This is a genomic window from Klebsiella sp. 1SOBk5mer (assembly GCF_046603115.1).
GTDB classification, from domain to species: Bacteria; Pseudomonadota; Gammaproteobacteria; order Enterobacterales; family Enterobacteriaceae; genus Klebsiella; species Klebsiella quasipneumoniae.
The window spans coordinates 325909-346115 of sequence record NZ_JBKIUU010000001.1 but is presented as its reverse complement, the minus strand read 5'-3'; the positions used below and the strand labels follow the sequence as shown (position 1 = coordinate 346115).

The following is a 20207-nucleotide window of genomic DNA, read 5'->3' as shown; positions in this document are numbered from 1 at the left end:
ACTGATTTACTAAAAAAGTTTAACATTATCAGGAGAGCATTATGGCTGTTACTAATATCGCTGAACTGAACGCGCTTGTTGAGCGTGTCAAGAAAGCCCAGCGTGAATATGCCAGTTTCACTCAAGAACAAGTCGACAAAATCTTCCGCGCCGCCGCGCTGGCCGCTGCAGATGCTCGAATCCCTCTCGCCAAAATGGCCGTTGCCGAATCCGGCATGGGCATCGTTGAAGACAAAGTGATCAAAAACCACTTCGCTTCCGAATACATTTACAACGCTTATAAAGACGAAAAAACCTGTGGCGTCCTGTCAGAAGACGACACCTTTGGTACCATCACTATCGCTGAACCTATCGGCATCATCTGCGGTATCGTACCGACCACTAACCCGACTTCAACAGCCATCTTCAAATCGCTCATCAGCCTGAAGACGCGTAACGCCATCATTTTCTCTCCGCACCCGCGTGCTAAAGAAGCCACCAACAAAGCGGCTGACATCGTTCTGCAGGCTGCCATCGCTGCCGGCGCGCCGAAAGACCTGATTGGCTGGATCGATCAGCCGTCTGTTGAACTGTCTAACGCCCTGATGCACCACCCGGACATCAACCTGATCCTTGCGACCGGTGGTCCAGGCATGGTGAAAGCAGCATACAGCTCCGGTAAACCTGCTATCGGCGTAGGTGCCGGTAACACCCCGGTGGTGATTGATGAAACGGCTGACATCAAACGCGCCGTTGCTTCCGTTCTGATGTCTAAAACCTTCGATAACGGCGTTATCTGTGCTTCTGAGCAGTCCGTTGTGGTGGTTGATTCCGTTTATGACGCGGTTCGCGAACGTTTCGCCAGCCACGGCGGCTACCTGCTGCAGGGTAAAGAGCTGAAAGCCGTTCAGGACATTATCCTGAAAAATGGCGCGCTGAACGCCGCTATCGTTGGTCAGCCTGCGGCGAAAATCGCTGAACTGGCAGGCTTCACCGTACCGGCCACGACTAAAATTCTGATTGGCGAAGTCACCGACGTTGACGAAAGCGAGCCGTTTGCTCACGAAAAACTGTCTCCGACGCTGGCGATGTACCGTGCGAAAGATTTCGAAGACGCCGTGACCAAAGCTGAAAAACTGGTCGCCATGGGCGGTATCGGTCATACCTCTTGCCTGTACACCGACCAGGATAACCAGCCGGCTCGCGTGGCTTACTTCGGCCAGATGATGAAAACGGCGCGTATCCTGATCAACACCCCGGCTTCTCAGGGTGGTATCGGTGACCTGTACAACTTCAAACTCGCTCCTTCCCTGACTCTGGGTTGTGGTTCCTGGGGTGGTAACTCCATCTCTGAAAACGTTGGTCCGAAACACCTGATCAACAAGAAAACCGTTGCTAAGCGAGCTGAAAACATGTTGTGGCACAAACTTCCGAAATCTATCTACTTCCGTCGTGGCTCCCTGCCTATCGCACTGGATGAAGTGATTACTGATGGTCACAAACGCGCGCTGATCGTGACTGACCGCTTCCTGTTCAACAACGGCTATGCCGATCAGATCACCTCCGTACTGAAAGCAGCGGGTGTTGAAACTGAAGTCTTCTTCGAAGTTGAAGCTGACCCGACGCTGACCATCGTACGCAAAGGCGCCGACCTGGCGAACTCCTTTAAACCAGACGTGATCATCGCGCTGGGCGGCGGTTCCCCGATGGATGCGGCAAAAATCATGTGGGTCATGTACGAACATCCGGAAACCCACTTCGAAGAACTGGCGCTGCGCTTTATGGACATCCGTAAACGTATCTACAAGTTCCCGAAAATGGGCGTTAAAGCCAAGATGGTGGCGATCACTACCACCTCCGGTACCGGTTCTGAAGTTACGCCGTTCGCCGTTGTGACCGATGATGCGACAGGTCAGAAATATCCGCTGGCAGACTACGCGCTGACCCCGGATATGGCCATCGTCGATGCCAACCTGGTGATGGATATGCCGAAATCGCTGTGTGCGTTCGGTGGTCTGGATGCCGTGACCCACGCCCTGGAAGCTTACGTTTCCGTGCTGGCTTCTGAGTTCTCTGACGGCCAGGCTCTGCAGGCGCTGAAACTGCTGAAAGAGTACCTGCCGGCTTCCTACCACGAAGGTTCCAAGAACCCGGTTGCCCGCGAGCGCGTACACAGTGCCGCCACCATCGCCGGTATCGCGTTTGCTAACGCCTTCCTCGGCGTGTGTCACTCCATGGCGCACAAACTGGGTTCCCAGTTCCATATTCCGCACGGTCTGGCCAACGCCCTGCTGATCTGCAACGTTATCCGCTACAACGCGAATGACAACCCGACCAAGCAGACTGCGTTCAGCCAGTACGACCGTCCGCAGGCTCGCCGTCGCTACGCTGAAATCGCCGATCACCTGGGTCTCTCCGCACCGGGCGACCGTACCGCAGCGAAAATCGAGAAGCTGCTGGCATGGCTGGAAAGCGTGAAAGCTGAGCTGGGTATTCCGAAATCTATCCGCGAAGCTGGCGTTCAGGAAGCTGACTTCCTGGCCCACGTTGATAAGCTGTCTGAAGATGCATTCGATGACCAGTGCACCGGCGCTAACCCGCGCTACCCGCTGATCTCCGAGCTGAAACAGATCCTGCTGGATACCTACTACGGTCGCGAGTTCGTCGAAGGCGAAGCAGCCGCGAAAGCCGAAGCAGCTCCGGTGAAAGCTGAGAAAAAAGCGAAAAAATCCGCTTAATCGACAAGCATAAACGTTCTGCAAGCCCCGTCATCTGACGGGGCTTTTTTTTGCCCACCGACAGCCAAGCTTTAACGCCTGCTGGCCCAACGGAGCGCAGGCAATAAAAAGGCGCCCACAGGCGCCTGGACGAGCTTCTGCGCGTATTAGCTGGGGCGGTGCTGGTTTTGTACCTGAGTTAACGAGCCGACGCTCAGCGCCTCTTTATAATGCTTACGACAAACTGACACGTACCGCTCATTGCCGCCGATGACGACCTGCTCGCCCTCGTTGTAAGGACGCCCCTCCTGATCGAGGCGCAGCACCATACTGGCCTTCCGGCCGCAGAAACAGATGGTTTTCAGCTCCACCAGCTTATCTGACCAGGCCAGTAAATACTGGCTGCCGGTAAAGAGCTCACCGCGAAAGTCTGTCCGCAAGCCATAGCAAAGCACAGGAATATCCAGCGTATCGACAACTTCAGACAGCTCATGAACCTGCTCGCGCGTCAGAAACTGGCTTTCATCCACCAGCACGCAGTGAATCGGCTTTAGCTTGTGCTCTGCGGCAATATCGTTAAATAGCGACGTCTGTGGATTATACAATCGGGCCGGCGAGGAGAGACCGATACGCGAGCTGACTTTTCCGGCGCCAAAGCGGTCATCAATCTCAGCGGTATAAACGACGGTACGCATCCCCCGCTCCTGGTAATTGTACGAAGATTGCAACAGAGCGGTCGACTTACCTGCATTCATTGCAGAGTAGTAGAAATAAAGTTGTGCCATCGGCTGCGTGACCCCAATCAAAGTGTTTTATCGCGGCGGCGATTGTACCATATTTTATGCGTACAGCCGCCCATTCGACAGGGGTATTGTATCGCAGCTGAAGAGCCTGCAAAGCCAAAGGATTAAGAGGATGAATTGAATTTTCAGGGCCATTATTTGTACGCCCCGTTACGCTACTGGCGGGGTAACCATTGTCTTTTCGTGCTTATAGGGCGGTTACCTATGGGGCTATAAGCGGCGCCGCGCGTTGTTTTATATTAAGCCTCATAACCAAAAATGCGCTAATACTGACAAGGGTTATTTACCCATGTAAAGGATAATTTTTCTCACCGAACCTCAGAAAAAGCATACCGTCTCAGTGTTTTAGCTTACCTTCTGCTCATCGCTATAAGGATGAAAGATGTGAAGCGGCACGGGAATTTTAACTTAAATTAATTAATTCTCGCGACAAATAACCAGTAATTTTGAATTCCTTACATTCCCCCCTATTGCACAACGCATTTTATCGCTCTATTATTAGTTCAACAAACCACCCCACAATATAAGTTTGAGATTACTACAATGAGCGAAGCACTTAAAATTTTGAACAACATCCGTACTCTTCGTGCGCAGGCAAGAGAATGCACCCTGGAAACGCTCGAAGAAATGCTGGAAAAATTAGAAGTCGTTGTTAACGAGCGCCGTGAAGAAGAAAACGCCGCCGCGGCAGAAATTGAAGAACGTACGCGTAAGCTGCAGCAATATCGTGAAATGCTGATCGCTGACGGTATTGATCCGAATGAACTGCTGAGCACCATGGCAGCCGTTAAAGCCGGTACCAAAACCAAGCGTGCTGCACGTCCGGCTAAATACAGCTATGTCGACGAAAACGGCGAAACCAAAACCTGGACCGGCCAGGGCCGTACCCCGGCGGTGATCAAAAAAGCAATGGATGAGCAAGGTAAATCACTGGACGATTTCCTGATCTAATCTCCGTTGTTACGATATAAAAAATCCCGCTGCGGCGGGATTTTTTTTGCCCCCAGGGGCCGATATAAAAAACCGGGAGCGCATTGCGACTCCCGGTTTTGTGCTTTCAGCAGCGCTGCGGATTACTTCGCAACCGCGGTTTCCAGCCAGGCTTTAAAATCGTCACCCAGCGTTTTGTGGCGAATACCATATTCGACGAACGCCTGCATGTAGCCAAGCTTATTACCGCAGTCATGGCTCTTGCCTTTCATATGATAAGCTTCGACCGTCTCTTTTTCGATCAGCATATCAATCGCGTCAGTCAGCTGAATTTCATCACCGGCACCCGGAGGAGTCTTCGCCAGCAGCGGCCAGATATCGGCGCTGAGGACATAGCGCCCCACCACCGCCAGGTTGGACGGCGCAACGTCAGCTTTTGGCTTCTCGACCACGCCTACCATCGGCACGCTTTCTCCCGGCTTGAGAGATTCACCTTTGCAGTCAACGACACCGTAAGCGGTCACGTCGTCGACAGGCTCAACCATAATCTGGCTGGCGCCGGTCTCATCGAAACGAGAGATCATCTCTGCGAGGTTATCGCGGCTCAGATCGGATTCATATTCATCCAGAATAACGTCTGGCAGAATAACTGCGACCGGCTCATCACCCACCACCGGATGGGCGCAAAGCACCGCGTGTCCCAGACCTTTTGCCAGGCCCTGACGAACTTGCATAATGGTTACGTGCGGCGGACAAATAGACTGCACTTCTTCCAGCAGCTGGCGTTTCACACGTTTTTCCAGCATCGCTTCCAGCTCAAAACTGGTATCGAAATGGTTTTCGATAGAGTTTTTGGACGAGTGCGTTACCAGAACAATTTCAGTAATTCCTGCAGCGATACATTCATTAACAACGTACTGAATTAACGGCTTATCTACCAGCGGCAGCATTTCTTTTGGAATCGCTTTGGTGGCCGGCAGCATCCTGGTGCCTAATCCCGCAACCGGGATAACCGCTTTTCTGACTTTAGAATTAAGGGCAGCCATTGAAATCTCCTGGACTGTTTGTTTTTTAAACTTCTCGTTACAAATAACGTGTCGAGTATATCAGTCAACCGCGTATTCACTGGTCTGAAAAGCTTCCGATAGCCTCGAATTAGGACTTTTACGCATAAAACTGCTCGATGTTACCACCGCTAAAGGACAACGGGTAATCCCGTCTGCTTAGATATAAACGCAATTGCTCACTCCGCAGACAACATTAAGCGTAAACGGCCTCCCGCCCCCCAAATTTGGCACTGCCATGAGGTACAGCGTTGACTAATTTGATTAAGGTAAGCATCACCCAGGGTGCCCAAAGGAACGCCATTGCTAATCTGAATTTGATGCTCACCGGTATTCAGCGTGCCATTAAGTCCCGCCGACACCAGAATTAAATTTTTCAGTCCGCTGTGGTAATACCCCACTAACAAAGGAAACTGGCCGGGAAGGTTTGCCTGACGCAGGAGTTGATTCACCTGTTTTAGCAGACTCCCCATTTCTGGTAGCCGTTGTCCCTGATGCGCCAGCTGCTCCTGTAGCAAGCCATTGAACAACGCGCGCAATAATAAAGCGGCCAGGACGCCATTATCTCCTGCCCGTGTGACATCCAGACAATAGAAGGCCAAATCATTGTCCGAGAGCGGCGCGATATCGAGTACAAGACCGGGTTTATCCGCCGACACCAGCTGGCGATAATGAATGCGGCAGTGCGACATTTCCTGTTGCACCGGCGGCTGTAATTCCTGCAGTAATCGTGAAGCCGCAGTGGGATTACTGACCAGCGCGTCCCAGTCCTCAAATAAACGCTCTTCCTCTTCCACCCGTGAACTGAACATCGCAGGATAGAGGCAGGCATAAACGGTTTCGCGCAGGCGATCGAAATCTTTTACTGGCTTTAACAACACGTCCTGAACGCCAAGCCGCAACGCTTTGGCTATATCGGCCATGTTTTCGGTAGCGGAAATCATCAGGATCGGTAGCTGCTCGCCGCGATTACGCAACGTCTCCACCAGCTCCAGACCGTTCATTCTCGGCATCGAAATGTCGCAAATCATCAGGTCCGGATGCACCTCCGTCATTTTATGCAGGGCATCCTTGCCATCTTCCGCCTGGAAGGTTGTTGCTCCCAGCGAGGTCAGCCATCCATGCAAGAGTGAGCGGAAAACGGGTTCGTCTTCAACTATCAGAATCTGTTTTCCCGCCAATGGCTGCGTCATGATATCTCCCCTGGCTGACGATAATTCAATAGTGGCACGCTATTCTCACTATCGCCTGTCAGAATTTGCTTAAGTCAGGTACTCGTGCGTCAAATCGCGGTACGCACTAAGGGTAATAATTCATCCATTTTCTTTTCTACCGCCAACTGCCCTGCGGTAATCGCCTCGCCGGCGCGATGGAAATCAAGCGTCGAGACTTGCGGACAGTACGGTTGCAACAGGATATCCGGCGGGTCACCCGCCATACGATTGCGTTTAAGACGGTTCTCCAGGACCTGGATAGAGGTGGTCATGATCTCCATCGCCGTCGGCGTCACGGCCGTACGGCGGGAACTCATTTGCGTCAAGCGTGCGCGCAGACGAGTATGCCATGGCCCCTCCTTCGCTTCGGCTTCCCGCCGCGGCGTTTCGAGGGAGAATAAATCCTGCTGCATAAGGTGGGCATCATGTTGTAAATCCACGGCAATCACGATATCCGCCCCCATTGCCCGCGTAAGCGATACGGGAACCGGATTGACCACCGCGCCATCGACCAGCCAGTAACCGTTATGCCTGACCGGCGACATTAACCCCGGCATACTGCAGGAGGCTCGAATCGCTAAGTGCAGATCGCCTTCGGTAAACCACAGCTCCCGGCCAGTGCTTAAATTTGTCGCGACGGCGGCAAATCGCCGTTCGCAGTGTTCGATATCGGTCACGGGCATGATGCGGCGATAATGATTGAACACCTTTTCACCCCGCAATAGTCCACCGCGGCGCCAGGAGAGGTCCATCAGTTTCAGAACGTCCCAGTTACTGAAAGAGCAGACCCAGGACTCAAGGGCCGGGAGTCGGTTACAGGCATACGCCGCCCCTACCAGCGAACCGATAGAGCAACCGGCCACGATATCAATCTCAATGCCGGCCTGCTGGAGGGCGTTGATGACGCCAATATGCGACCATCCGCGGGCGGCGCCCGCACCTAACGCCAGACCAATTTTTAGCTTTCTCATTAGTACTGATAACTATCCTTCCACTCTGAGCGTGGCAACATTGTCACGGCTCAGTTAACATAAAGCCCTTTGGCGTAGAAGCGCCGTTACTCTTTCTTCCATGGAGGCAATTTTGTCGCAATTATGCCCCTGTGGCAGCGCACTGGAGTATAGCTCATGTTGCCAGCGATATCTGTCCGGCGCTGAGCTTGCGCCAGGCCCGTCACAGCTTATGCGCTCCCGTTACAGCGCGTTCGTCATGAAAGATGCCGACTATCTGATCAAAACCTGGCATCCGTCCTGTCAGGCGCAGCAGTTTCGCGCCGAACTGGAGAAAGGCTTTGCCCACACCGAATGGCTGGGCTTAACCCTGTTCGCCAGCGATGATGGACGAGCCGCCAATGAAGGCTTTGTCAGCTTTATCGCCCGCTTTAATGACAATAACCGCCCGGGCGCCATTATTGAACGTTCCAGATTCTTAAAAGAAAATGGACAGTGGTACTATATCGACGGGACACGGCCGCTGATTGGCCGTAACGACCCCTGCCCTTGCGGTTCAGGTAAAAAATTTAAAAAATGCTGCGGCCAGTAACGCTACCGCAGCGCTTGCAAACACTACAGGATTTTCCTCGCGATGCATTCATTACAACGTAAAGTACTACGCACTATTTGCCCTGATCAGAAAGGCCTCATCGCGCGTATCACCAATATCTGCTACAAGCACGAACTTAACATTGTGCAGAACAACGAATTTGTTGACCACCGTACCGGTCGTTTCTTTATGCGCACCGAACTGGAAGGCATCTTCAACGACGCTATTCTGCTGGCCGATCTGGACAGCGCCCTGCCGGAAGGCTCGATTCGTGAACTCAATCCGGCAGGCCGCCGCCGGGTAGTGATTCTGGTGACGAAAGAGGCGCACTGCCTCGGCGATCTGCTGATGAAAGCCAACTACGGCGGGCTGGATGTCGACATTGCCGCGGTTATTGGCAACCATGACACCCTGCGCCCGCTGGTGGAACGTTTTGGCATCCCGTTTGAACTGGTCAGCCATGAAGGGCTGAGCCGCGAAGAGCACGACAAGCAGATGGGCGACGCGATTGCCGCCCACGAACCGGATTACGTGGTGCTGGCCAAGTATATGCGCGTTCTTACGCCGGAATTTGTCGCTCGTTTCCCGAACAAGATCATTAATATTCACCACTCGTTCCTGCCGGCGTTTATCGGCGCGCGTCCGTATCATCAGGCCTATGAGCGCGGTGTGAAGATCATCGGCGCCACCGCCCACTACGTGAATGATAACCTGGACGAAGGTCCCATCATTATGCAGGACGTCATTCACGTCGATCATACTTATACCGCAGAAGATATGATGCGTGCCGGGCGCGATGTCGAAAAAAACGTATTGAGCCGGGCGCTGTATCAGGTCCTGGCGCAGCGCGTCTTCGTCTACGGTAACCGGACGATTATTCTTTAATCGACTGAGAAATGAATTGGTTAGCTTTCCGGCGTTACGGGTAAAAATCAGGCAACCAGTTTATTTTTGTCAAAGGAATGCTTTACAGGGGCGCATCATTTGGTATGATGCGCCCCGCTTCCCGAGAAGGAAGCAGGCCAGTACTAAGCATTACCCCGTGGTGGGGTTCCCGAGCGGCCAAAGGGAGCAGACTGTAAATCTGCCGTCATCGACTTCGAAGGTTCGAATCCTTCCCCCACCACCATTATTCACTACAGTGATAGGGTTTCCCCGGCAGGCGTAAACGATGTTTGCACTTAGCGGGAAGGGTAAGAACCTTCGACTAAGGTTCGACTCAAGCGCCAGCGAGAGAACGTTGCCGCAGGCAACGGCCCGAAGGGCGAGGAGCGATAGCGACGAGTTATCCTTCCCCCACCACCATTCACTTTGCTGAATAGCCTACAATTTGATTTTACCCCTGGTGGGGTTCCCGAGCGGCCAAAGGGAGCAGACTGTAAATCTGCCGTCATCGACTTCGAAGGTTCGAATCCTTCCCCCACCACCATCTTCTTAAAAAACTTCCCAATTCGACTACTCGACGATCTTTTATATTCTGCCCTACGGGGAAGGATGAGAAGCTTCGACTAAGGTTCGACTCGAGCGTAGCGAGAGAACGTTGCCGCAGGCAACGGCCCGAAGGGCGAGGCGCTTTAGCGCCGAGTCATCCTTCCCCCACTACTGTTGCACTCTCTTCAGCCACCTGTGCTGCTATCTCCTCGCTCGCGCTTCGCTTAGCGAGGCTACATGCTATATTCTCCCCTACGGGGGAGGATGAGAAGTTTCGACCAAGGTTCGACTCGAGCGTAGCGAGAGAACGTTGCCGCAGGCAACGGCCCGAAGGGCGAGGCGCTTTAGCGCCGAGTTATCCTTCCCCCACCATTCTCGCGCTCTCTGCAACCACCTGTACTGCTACCTCCTCGCTCGCGCTTCGCTTAGCGAGGCTACAGGTGGTGCCGACCGGCAGCCCGGACTGGTGCGCCGCACCGCCTCCGGGAAACTCACAGCGGGGGCAGTCGTCTCTTCACCGGCGAACTTTTCACCACCGAGGTATTGCACTGAGCAAATTCAGCCAGGCCGTCAAGCAGCGTATCCAGTTGGGTAATATCACGCACCACCAGTCGCATCACGAAACAATCCTCTCCGGTCACTTTGTCACTTTCGATGCACTCCGGCATCGCCTGGATATATTTATCCACCTTCTGCAGCAGACCAGGCAGCGGCCGGACCCGCACCAGCGCCTGCAGGCTGTAGCCCAGCGCGGCGAGATTCACCCGCGCCCCATAGCCCTGGATCACCCCCCGCTCCTCCAGGCGCTTCACACGCTCGGCGGTGCTCGGCGAAGTCAGCCCCACCCGCGCGCTCAATACCTTCAACGAGACTCTGGCGTCCTGAGTCAGGCAAGCGAGGATCGCCCGGTCAATTTCATCAAGTAAGTCATTCATGGTTTTTACCTAATTATGAAAGGAATTTCCCCCTGGTTACCTTAATTCAGCCATGTCAGGCTGTCAGGATTTTTCGCACAATAATGGAAAACTTCTGGAGGTGAAATATGCAACTTACCCGCGGCGTCTGGCAAATGAGCCTGGCGATGATCATTTCTGGCTCGATCGGCGCGTTCGTGCTGCTCTCTGGTTTGCCGGTAATTGATGTGGTGTTCTGGCGCTGCCTGATTGGCGCGCTCACCCTGCTGCTGTTTATCGTTCTCAGCCGCCAACCCTTCAGTCGCCTCACGCGCTTCACCCTCGCCCTCGCGGTGCTTGGCGGCATTGCGCTGGTCATCAACTGGCTGCTGCTTTTTGCCGCCTACTCGCGTATTTCAATTGGCATGGCCACGGTGGTCTACAACACCCAGCCGTTTATGCTGGTACTGATGGGCATGGTGCTGGGGGAACGGGTCAGCGCCGTAAAATGGGGATGGTTACTGCTGGCCTTCGGCGGCGTGGTGATCCTGCTGTCAAGCGAGCTTGCCCCGGCGCACGGCGATAGTCTCGCGACCGGCGTTTTGCTGGCATTAGGCGCAGCATTTTTCTATGCTCTGACCGCCATTATCGCCCGCAAACTGCATCCGCTCCCTGCTCAGCATATTGCCTTTATTCAGGTGCTGGTCGGCGTCGTGATGCTGCTGCCGCTGGTGCAAATGCCCGAGTTTTCTGCCAGCTTTCCCTGGCGCTATCTGCTGATCCTCGGCGTCGTCCATACCGGGATCATGTATCAGCTTTTATATAGCGCGATACAGAAGCTGCCAACGCCCATTACCGGTTCACTCTCCTTTATTTATCCACTGGTGGCGATGGGGGTCGACTATCTGGTCTTCCACCATGCGTTAACCCCTGTGCAGTGGTGCGGCGGGATGCTGATTCTGTTTGCCGCCGCGGGGAATAACCTCGGCTGGGGCGAAAAAAAACCCCGCCAGAGCGGGGTCAGTCAGCGGTCGCGGGCCAGTTAGCGACGGGCGCGAACAATCTGGTATTTGCGCGTCAGGTACTCTACCGGCGCGCTCCAGATATGAACCAGACGGGAGAACGGGAACAGCAGGAACAGGGTCATACCCAGCACCAGGTGGACGCGGAAGATAAACGCCACGCCATCCAGGTGCTGCGACGCACCGCCGTGGAAGGTGACCACCGACTGCGCCCAGCCGACCAGCTTCATCATTTCGCTGCCGTCCATATGCTGGGCTGAGAACGGGATCGTCAGCAGGCCCAACGCACACTGCACCATCAGCAGGGAGAGGATCAGAATATCCGCGCCGGTGGTGGTGGCGCGAACGCGCGGGCTGAGCAGACGGCGCTTGAGCAGCAGTAAACCGCCCACCAGGGTCATCACGCCGCAGGCGCCGCCGGCGATCATCGCCATCTTCTGCTTGACGTCGATCGGCAGGAAGGATTCATACATCCAGTGCGGCGTCAGCATGCCGAGGAAGTGGCCGGCGAAAATGCCGAGGATGCCGATATGAAACAGGTTCGACGCCAGATTCATCCCTTTACGGTCCAGCATCTGGCTGGAGGCCGCTCGCCAGGTGTACTGACCGTAGTCATAGCGCAGCCAACTGCCGATCAGAAACACCGAGCCCGCAATGTACGGATAAATGTCAAAGAAGAACATATTCAGGAAGTGCATTATTGCTGTCCTCCGTTAGAGATATTCAGATATTGCGGGGCCACGGCTCCGGCAAAACGACGCTGGTGAGCGGAAATCTCCGACTCGCCGCAGCCCTGGTCGGCAAAGAATTTAACCTGTTCTTCTTCCCAGACTGCGTCCAGCGCCTGCGGCGTATCGTCGCGGGCTTCGTCGGCAATCTTCTCCGCCACCTTCTGGCTGTCGACCTGAGTGTTGGCCAGCTTCAGCAGCAGCTCGAACAGCACCGCATAGCGGCTCTCGCGCTGCTGCAGGCGCGCGCTGAGCAGGCCGAGGATCGGCGCAACGTCCCGCAGGCCGCCAAGCGCTTCCTTTTCCGGCAGCTGCGCCAGATACTCCAGATACAGCGGCAGATGATCCGGCAGCTCATGGCTATCGAGCAGCAGACCGTGGCGCTCATACTGCGCCATCAGGTCAACCATCGCCTGCCCGCGATCGCGGGATTCGCCGTGCACGTGTTCAAACAGCAGCAGCGAGGTGGCCCGTCCGCGGTCAAACAGTTCGCTGTAGGCCGCCTGGGCATCCAGCGGATCCTGAGCCAGCAGATCGCGCAGAAAAACGCCCAGCGCGTGAGCATCTTCTTTGCTGAGTTTCTCCGATGACGCGAGCGCCTCGAACATCTCCTGCTGATGCTGCCATAAGGCAGCGTCAGGGTATTCGAGCAAACGCGATACAATCACAAGTTCAATCATGCGTGCGGCTCCGTTTTGCTGGTCACGTCGATGGCGTCGATGCGACGGCTGTTGAACAGGTTGAACTGGCTGTCAGAGCCGTGGCAGCCGTCGCCAAAGCTAAAGCCGCAGCCATTTTTCTCCGGAAACGCTTCCCGCGCCTGTTCACGATGGCTGCTCGGCACCACGAAACGATCTTCGTAGTTGGCGATCGCCAGGTAGCGGTACATCTCCTGAGCCTGCGCTTCGCTTAAGCCCACCTCTTCCAGCGCGCGGGTATCGACAACGCCGTCAACGGTTTCCGCCCGCTTATAGTGACGCATCGCCAGCATCCGCTTCAGGGCCAACAGGACCGGTTGGGTATCGCCGGCGGTTAGCAGGTTCGCCAGATACTGCACCGGAATACGCAGGCTTTCCACGTCCGGCAGGATCCCGTTGCTGCCCAGTTCGCCGGCATCGGCGGCGGACTGAATCGGCGACAGCGGCGGCACGTACCAAACCATCGGCAGGGTGCGATATTCCGGGTGCAGCGGCAGGGCCAGCTTCCAGTCCATCGCCATTTTCCAGACCGGCGACTGCTGCGCGGCTTCAATCACGCCCTGCGGCACGCCATCTTTCAGCGCCTGCTCAATCACTTTCGGGTCGTTCGGATCGAGGAACACGTCCAGTTGACGCTGATAGAGATCTTTCTCGTTCTCGGTGCTGGCGGCATTTTCGATCGCGTCCGCGTCATACAGCAGGACGCCGAGGTAGCGGATTCGGCCCACGCAGGTTTCGGAGCATACCGTCGGCATTCCGGATTCAATACGCGGGTAGCAGAAGATGCACTTCTCAGATTTCCCGCTCTTCCAGTTGAAGTAGATCTTCTTGTACGGGCAGCCGGTGATGCACATCCGCCAGCCGCGGCACTTGTCCTGGTCGATCAGCACGATGCCGTCTTCTTCACGCTTATAGATGGCGCCGCTCGGGCAGGTTGCGACGCACGCCGGATTCAGGCAGTGCTCGCACAGGCGCGGCAGATACATCATGAAGGTGTTTTCGAACTGGCCGTACATCGCCTTCTGCATGTTGTCGAAGTTCTGGTCTTTGGCGCGCTTTTCAAACTCGCCGCCGAGGATCTCTTCCCAGTTCGGACCGCTGGTGATCTTGTCCATCCGCTGGCCGGTGATCAGCGAGCGCGGACGGGCGATCGGCTGGTGTTTACTCTCCGGGGCGTTATGCAGGTTCTGGTAGTCGTAATCGAACGGCTCGTAGTAATCATCGATGCCCGGCAGATGCGGGTTCGCGAAGATTTTACCTAACAGCATCGCGCGGTTGCCCATGCGCGGCTGCAGCTTGCCGTTGATTTTGCGGATCCAGCCGCCCTTCCATTTCTCCTGGTTTTCCCAGTCGTTCGGAAAACCGACGCCAGGCTTACTCTCCACGTTATTGAACCAGGCGTACTCCATCCCTTCCCGGCTGGTCCAGACGTTTTTACAGGTTACCGAGCAGGTGTGGCAGCCGATGCATTTATCGAGATTCAGCACCATGCCGACTTGTGAACGAATTTTCATTTTACGCTCTCCTGTACCTGGTCATTGCCTTCGCCGTCTAACCAGTTAATGTTCTTCATCTTACGTACCACCACAAACTCATCGCGGTTGGAGCCGACGGTGCCGTAGTAGTTAAAGCCATAGGCCAGATGGCCATAGCCGCCGATCATATGGGTCGGTTTCGGCGTAATACGGGTAACCGAGTTATGGATCCCGCCGCGCTGACCGGTGACTTCAGAGCCAGGCAGGTTCACGATGCGTTCCTGCGCGTGATACATCATGGTCATCCCGGCCGGCACGCGCTGGCTCACCACCGCGCGCGCCGTCAGGGCGCCGTTGGCGTTGAACACTTCGATCCAGTCGTTATCTTCGATACCCAGATCTTTCGCATCCGCCTCGCTCATCCAGACGATCGGACCGCCGCGTGACAGGGTCAGCATCAGCAGGTTATCGCTGTAGGTCGAGTGGATACCCCATTTCTGGTGCGGCGTCAGGAAGTTCAGCGCCTTCTCCGGGTTGCCGTTGGACTTCTCGCCCATCACCGCTTTCACCGAGCGGGTGTCAATCGGCGGACGATAAACCAGCAGGCTCTCGCCAAAGTCGCGCATCCACTGGTGATCCTGATACAGCGACTGACGACCGGACAGGGTACGCCATGGGATCAGCTCGTGAACGTTGGTGTATCCGGCGTTATAGGAGACGTGTTCGTCTTCCAGCCCGGACCAGGTCGGGCTGGAGATAATTTTCCGCGGCTGCGCCTGGATATCGCGGAAACGGATCTTCTCGTCTTCTTTGTTCAGCGCCAGGTGCGCATGCTCGCGGCCGGTGATTTCGCTCAGCGCTTTCCACGCCTTCACCGCCACCTGACCGTTCGTTTCCGGCGCCAGGGTGAGGATCATCTCCGCGGCGTCGATGGCCGTTTCCAGCTTCGGCTGACCTTTCGCCGGGCCTTCGGCCTTGGTGTAGTTGAGCTTACGCAGCAGGTCCATTTCGCTCTGGGTATTCCAGGCGATGCCTTTCCCGCCGTTGCCGATGGTTTCCAGCAGCGGGCCAATGGAGGTGAAGCGCTCATAGGTCGCCGGATAATCACGCTCGACCGGAATAATATGCGGGGCGGTTTTCCCCGGAATCAGGTCACATTCGCCCTTCTTCCAGTCTTTGACGTCCAGCGGCTGCGCCATTTCCGCGGCGGAATCATGCTGGATCGGCAGCGTAACGACGTCGGTTTCTTTACCGAGGTGGCCCACGCACACTTCAGAGAATTTCTTCGCGATACCTTTATAGATATCCCAGTCGCTCTTCGATTCCCAGGCCGGGTCAACGGCCGCCGACAGCGGATGAATAAACGGATGCATATCCGAGGTATTCATGTCGTCTTTTTCGTACCAGGTGGCGGTCGGCAGCACGATGTCGGAGTAGAGACAGGTGCTCGACAGACGGAAGTCGAGGGTCACCACCAGGTCCAGTTTGCCGTCGAGGCCGTTATCGCGCCATTCGACTTCTTCCGGCTTCACGCCGCCCTGCTTGCCAAGGTCTTTACCCTGAATGCCGTTCTCCGTACCCAACAGGTACTTGAGCATGTACTCATGGCCTTTACCGGAGGAGCCCAGCAGGTTGGAACGCCAGATAAACAGGTTACGCGGATGGTTTTTTCCGTTTTCCGGCTGCTCTGCCGCAAAGCGAATCGATCCCTCCTTCAGAGATTTGACGGTGTAATCCACCGGCGTCATGCCCGCTTTTTTCGCCTCATCGGCGATGCGCAGCGGGTTTACGCCCAGCTGCGGCGCCGACGGCAGCCAGCCCATCCGCTCGGCGCGGACGTTGAAGTCGATCAGATGGCCGCTGTAGCGGGATTTATCCGCCATCGGCGAGAGCAGCTCCTGCGCGGTCACGCTTTCATAGCGCCACTGGCTGGAGTGGTTATAGAAGTACGAGGTGCTGTTCATATGACGTGCCGGGCGTTGCCAGTCAAGGGCGAACGCCAGCGGCTGCCAGCCGGTCTGCGGACGCAGTTTTTCCTGGCCCACATAGTGCGCCCAACCGCCGCCGCTCTGGCCGACGCAACCGCAGAAGATCAGCATGTTGATCAGACCGCGGTAGTTCATGTCGAGGTGGAACCAGTGGTTGAGACCCGCCCCGACGATAATCATCGACCGACCATGGGTTTTATCGGCGTTATCGGCAAACTCGCGGGCGGTACGGATAATATGCGCGCGGGAGACGCCGGTAATTTTCTCCGCCCAGGCCGGAGTGTAGGCTTTCACTTCATCATAGCTGGCGGCGCAGTTGTCATCGTTCAGACCGCGCTCCAGGCCATAGTTGGCCATGGTCAGGTCGTACACGGTGGTCACCAGGGCGGTGGAGCCGTCGGCCAGCTGCAGGCGTTTAACCGGCAGTTTGTGCAGCAGAATGTTTTCCAGCGCGACTTTGTTGAAGTGTTCAGAACCTTCGCCGCCGAAGTACGGGAAGCCGACGTCCGCGACCTCGTCATGGCTGCCCAGCAGGCTCAGACGCAGCTCAATCTCTTCGCCGGTTTTACCGTCGCGCTGTTCGAGGTTCCATTTGCCTTTGTCGCCCCAGCGGAATCCGAGGGAACCGTTCGGCACGGTCAGATCGCCCTTCTCATCAAAGGCGACGGTTTTCCATTCCGGATTCTTCTCCTGACCAAGGGAATCCACGAGGTCGGACGCGCGCAGCGTGCGGCCGGCGGCGTAATAGCCGTCGCGCTCCTCAAGCATCACCAGCATCGGCATGTCGGTGTAGCGACGCACGTAATCGGTGAAGTACTGGCTCGGTTTATCAAGATGGAACTCACGCAGCATCACGTGGCCCATCGCCAGCGCCATCGCGGCATCGGTACCCTGCTTCGGCGCCAGCCACAGATCGCAGAGCTTGGCGATTTCGGCGTAGTCCGGGGTGATGGCGACAGTTTTGGTCCCTTTATAGCGAACTTCGGTAAAGAAGTGCGCATCCGGGGTACGGGTCTGCGGCACGTTGGAGCCCCAGGCGATGATATAGCTGGAGTTGTACCAGTCGGCGGATTCCGGCACGTCGGTCTGCTCGCCCCAGGTCATCGGCGAGGCCGGCGGCAGGTCGCAGTACCAGTCGTAGAAGCTCAGGCAGGTACCGCCGATCAGCGACAGGTAACGAGCGCCGGAGGCGTAGGAGACCATCGACATCGCCGGGATCGGCGAGAAGCCGGCCACGCGATCCGGACCGTAAGTTTTCACGGTATAGACGTTGGAGGCGGCAATCAGCTCATTTACTTCCTGCCAGGAGGAGCGGACAAACCCGCCGCGACCGCGAGCCTGCTTGAAGCTTTTCGCTTTGTCGGCGTCTTCGATGATCGAGGCCCATGCCTCAACCGGATCGCTATGCTGGACCTTCGCTTCCCGCCACATCTTCATCAGGCGTTTGCGCATCAGCGGGTATTTCAGGCGGTTCGCGCTGTACAGATACCAGGAGTAGCTGGCGCCGCGCGGGCAGCCGCGTGGTTCGTGGTTTGGCAGGTCCGGACGGGTGCGCGGATAGTCCGTTTGCTGGGTTTCCCAGGTCACCAGTCCGTTTTTGACATAAATCTTCCAGCTGCATGAACCGGTGCAGTTGACACCGTGAGTGGAACGCACAATTTTGTCATGCTGCCAACGTTGACGGTATCCATCCTCCCAGTCCCGGTTGGTGTTTAGAAGCTGGCCGTGCCCATCGGCAAAGGTTTCACCCTTCTGTTTGAAGTAGCGAAACCGGTCCAGGAATTTACTCATCGGGTTTCTCCTGATATGGAGCCTGACGGCTCTCTGATAAATCGACATTGCTGGATTTGCAGCGAAGGTAACGCTATGAAAGCGGACGGGAATTGATAGCGATCAATACGGACTGGCTTGTTATCGCGGCGGAAATTGGCATTTACCACCAAGGTGGTAGTAATCTCGATTTTTTAACTGCATGTTTTTTAATGGTTTTTATCGAAAAATGGGTCGCCAGGCGCGGAATTGTTCACCAGGGAGGTATTAAGGGGTAGAGCAGTGACGCTGGCAAGCCGTCCCTTCACGGCTCAGTGGCCAATACGTATCCTATCACCCATTAGTATGTTGTAACTAAATAGGCCGGTAAAAAAAGGCGCCTCCTCCGGGAGTACGCCTATACGAAGCAACATCGACGATGGCGAATTACTGACGCTTACGGCCGTATACCGCCCAGGTGATGATCACGCAGGCGATATAGAAGATCAGGAAGACTTTCATCGCGCCGGCCGGCGAGCCGGTCAGATCCAGCGAGATACCGAACGCCTTCGGAATAAAGAAGCCGCCGATGGCGCCAATGGCGGAGATAAAGCCCAGCGCCGCCGCGGTATCGGTCGCCGCCTCGCGCATCGCCTGGGCTTCGCTGCCGCCCTGGGCCTTCACCCGGTCCATGGTCAGCTTACGGAAGATCACGGAGATCATCTGGAAGGTGGAAGCGCTCCCCAGCCCGGCGGTCAGGAACAGCACCATAAACACCGCGAAGAAGGCGATGAAGTTACCGCCCTGGCCGTTGGTCGGCAGGGTCAGGAACAGCAGCGCACAGAAGACAGCCATCACCACAAAGTTGACCAGCGTCACGCGGGTACCGCCGAGACGGTCGGAGATCGCCCCGCCCATCGAACGCGCCAGCGCGCCAATAAACGGACCGAAGAAGGCGTAGTGCAGGATCTGCACGTCCGGGAACTGGGTCTTTGACAGCATGGCGAAACCGGCGGAGAAACCGATAAAGGAGCCGAAGGTCGCCAGATAGAGCAGCGCCATGATCCACAGGTGCAGGCGTTTGAGCACCGGCAGCTGTTCGCTCAGCGAGGCTTTAGAAGCGGACAGGTCGTTCATAAAGAACCACGCCGCCAGGGTGAAAATAATCAGGAAAGGTACCCAGATCCACGCGGCGTTTTCCAGATACAGCATTGAGCCGTCCGGCTGCTCGCTGCCGGTCCCGCCAAAAATGGCAAACACCGAGACCGACACCACCAGCGGCGCGACCAGCTGCATCACGCTGACGCCCATATTACCAAGGCCGCCGTTGACGCCCAGCGCCCCGCCCTGCTTCGCTTTCGGGAAGAAGAAGCTGATATTGGCCATACTGGAGGCGAAGTTGGCCCCGGCGAAGCCGCACAGCAGAGAGATGATCACGAAGACGCTAAACGGCGTGGAGGTATCCTGGACCGCAAAGCCCAGCCACACGCACGGCACAATCATGATCCCGGTACTGAACGCCGTCCAGCGGCGGCCGCCGAACAGCGGTACCATGAAAGCGTAAGGCACGCGCAACAAAGCGCCTGACAGCGCCGGCAGCGCGGTCAGCATAAACAGCTGATCGGTCGTAAACTGAAAGCCCACTTTGTTGAGGTTAACGGCAACGGCGCTGAACAACATCCACACGCAGAACGCCAGTAACAGACAGGGAACGGAGATCCATAAATTGCGGCTCGCCACATGGTGGCCGCGCTGTTGCCAGAATTCAGGATCTTCAGGCCGCCAGTCGGTAATGACCGAGCGGTTAGCCTTCTCCGGGAGGGAAGATTGACTCATAGATACCTCTGATTATTCATTTTTCCTGCCGCTACCTTAGGGGTTGCCCCGGGCGGTAAGTTGATATAAATCAAAGGAAAAGCGCGCGCTAATTTGTGCGAAAATAAACCATGCTCCGAAGTGAGTAGAGAATGGTGG

At 56.0% G+C, this 20207-nt stretch carries 16 protein-coding genes, 2 tRNA genes and 3 other RNA genes; 11 read left to right on the top strand and 10 right to left on the bottom strand.

The annotated features are described in order from the left end of the window. Positions 1–41: 41 nt before the first annotated feature. The gene (adhE, locus tag ACLH1U_RS01690) at positions 42–2717 is read left to right on the top strand and encodes a bifunctional acetaldehyde-CoA/alcohol dehydrogenase (protein WP_023290125.1); all 2676 of its coding nucleotides are present in this window, start codon (positions 42–44) and stop codon (positions 2715–2717) included. A gap of 146 nt (positions 2718–2863) precedes the next feature. Here the strand turns inward: adhE and tdk are convergent, their stop codons facing one another. After that, complete coding sequence (tdk, locus tag ACLH1U_RS01685; RefSeq protein ID WP_032429180.1) at positions 2864–3481, bottom strand: thymidine kinase; 618 nt, start codon at positions 3479–3481, stop codon at positions 2864–2866. A 7-nt stretch (positions 3482–3488) separates the two neighbouring features. Here tdk and ACLH1U_RS01680 point away from each other — a divergent pair, with 7 nt between their 5' ends. Continuing rightward, positions 3489–3620 carry a hypothetical protein gene (locus ACLH1U_RS01680; RefSeq protein ID WP_044523854.1) on the top strand — a complete coding sequence of 44 codons (132 nt, stop codon included), beginning with the start codon at positions 3489–3491 and terminating at the stop codon, positions 3618–3620. A gap of 422 nt (positions 3621–4042) precedes the next feature. Then, positions 4043–4450, top strand: coding sequence for a histone-like nucleoid-structuring protein H-NS (hns, locus tag ACLH1U_RS01675; protein WP_002910103.1), 408 nt, complete (start codon positions 4043–4045; stop codon positions 4448–4450). A gap of 122 nt (positions 4451–4572) precedes the next feature. Here hns and galU read toward each other — a convergent pair whose 3' ends face one another. The 3 genes from galU to rssA all read right to left on the bottom strand — a co-directional run bounded on the left by galU (position 4573) and on the right by rssA (position 7678). Continuing rightward, positions 4573–5475: a UTP--glucose-1-phosphate uridylyltransferase GalU gene (gene galU / locus ACLH1U_RS01670; RefSeq protein WP_023290127.1), complete on the bottom strand. Its 903-nt coding sequence runs from the start codon at positions 5473–5475 to the stop codon at positions 4573–4575. 197 nt (positions 5476–5672) lie between these two features. Beyond that, on the bottom strand, positions 5673–6686 hold the full coding sequence (rssB, locus tag ACLH1U_RS01665) for a two-component system response regulator RssB (protein WP_032453277.1): 1014 nt from the start codon (positions 6684–6686) through the stop codon (positions 5673–5675). Between the two features lie 89 nt (positions 6687–6775). Further along, complete coding sequence (gene rssA, locus ACLH1U_RS01660) at positions 6776–7678, bottom strand: patatin-like phospholipase RssA (protein ID WP_004203175.1); 903 nt, start codon at positions 7676–7678, stop codon at positions 6776–6778. A gap of 112 nt (positions 7679–7790) precedes the next feature. Between rssA and ACLH1U_RS01655 the strand changes: the two genes are divergently transcribed. The 7 genes from ACLH1U_RS01655 to ACLH1U_RS01625 all read left to right on the top strand — a co-directional run bounded on the left by ACLH1U_RS01655 (position 7791) and on the right by ACLH1U_RS01625 (position 10055). After that, complete coding sequence (locus ACLH1U_RS01655; RefSeq protein WP_032428898.1) at positions 7791–8249, top strand: YchJ family protein; 459 nt, start codon at positions 7791–7793, stop codon at positions 8247–8249. A gap of 42 nt (positions 8250–8291) precedes the next feature. Then, positions 8292–9134: a formyltetrahydrofolate deformylase gene (gene purU, locus ACLH1U_RS01650; protein WP_004203178.1), complete on the top strand. Its 843-nt coding sequence runs from the start codon at positions 8292–8294 to the stop codon at positions 9132–9134. Positions 9135–9293: 159 nt separating this feature from the next. Then, positions 9294–9378 (top strand) — tRNA-Tyr (locus tag ACLH1U_RS01645). Positions 9379–9421: 43 nt separating this feature from the next. Beyond that, a non-coding RNA gene (locus ACLH1U_RS01640) (RtT sRNA) lies at positions 9422–9554 on the top strand. A 39-nt stretch (positions 9555–9593) separates the two neighbouring features. Next, positions 9594–9678: transfer RNA gene (locus ACLH1U_RS01635), tRNA-Tyr, on the top strand. 44 nt (positions 9679–9722) lie between these two features. Continuing rightward, a non-coding RNA gene (locus ACLH1U_RS01630) (RtT sRNA) lies at positions 9723–9854 on the top strand. A 69-nt stretch (positions 9855–9923) separates the two neighbouring features. Next, a non-coding RNA gene (locus ACLH1U_RS01625) (RtT sRNA) lies at positions 9924–10055 on the top strand. Positions 10056–10171: 116 nt separating this feature from the next. On the opposite strand, the gene ACLH1U_RS01620 is transcribed toward ACLH1U_RS01625, so the two are convergent. Then, positions 10172–10615 (bottom strand): Lrp/AsnC family transcriptional regulator, encoded by a 444-nt coding sequence (locus ACLH1U_RS01620; protein ID WP_032453279.1) that lies wholly within the window; start codon positions 10613–10615, stop codon positions 10172–10174. 107 nt (positions 10616–10722) lie between these two features. Here ACLH1U_RS01620 and ACLH1U_RS01615 point away from each other — a divergent pair, with 107 nt between their 5' ends. After that, entirely contained in the window at positions 10723–11619 is an 897-nt protein-coding gene (locus ACLH1U_RS01615) for a DMT family transporter (protein ID WP_065805448.1), read from the top strand. Here the strand turns inward: ACLH1U_RS01615 and narI are convergent. From narI to ACLH1U_RS01590, 5 genes are all read right to left on the bottom strand, one after another. Then, positions 11616–12293: a respiratory nitrate reductase subunit gamma gene (narI, locus tag ACLH1U_RS01610; protein WP_002910189.1), complete on the bottom strand. Its 678-nt coding sequence runs from the start codon at positions 12291–12293 to the stop codon at positions 11616–11618. The genes ACLH1U_RS01615 and narI overlap by 4 nt on opposite strands. Beyond that, positions 12293–13003: a nitrate reductase molybdenum cofactor assembly chaperone gene (gene narJ, locus ACLH1U_RS01605; RefSeq protein WP_072413348.1), complete on the bottom strand. Its 711-nt coding sequence runs from the start codon at positions 13001–13003 to the stop codon at positions 12293–12295. Before narJ ends, narI begins: the two co-directional genes overlap by 1 nt. Continuing rightward, positions 13000–14535 (bottom strand): nitrate reductase subunit beta, encoded by a 1536-nt coding sequence (gene narH / locus ACLH1U_RS01600; protein ID WP_023290133.1) that lies wholly within the window; start codon positions 14533–14535, stop codon positions 13000–13002. Before narH ends, narJ begins: the two co-directional genes overlap by 4 nt. After that, positions 14532–18275, bottom strand: coding sequence for a nitrate reductase subunit alpha (locus ACLH1U_RS01595; protein ID WP_023290134.1), 3744 nt, complete (start codon positions 18273–18275; stop codon positions 14532–14534). Before ACLH1U_RS01595 ends, narH begins: the two co-directional genes overlap by 4 nt. A gap of 405 nt (positions 18276–18680) precedes the next feature. After that, positions 18681–20069, bottom strand: a complete 1389-nt coding sequence (locus ACLH1U_RS01590; protein WP_023290135.1) for a NarK family nitrate/nitrite MFS transporter — start codon at positions 20067–20069, stop codon at positions 18681–18683. Positions 20070–20207 lie beyond the last annotated feature (138 nt).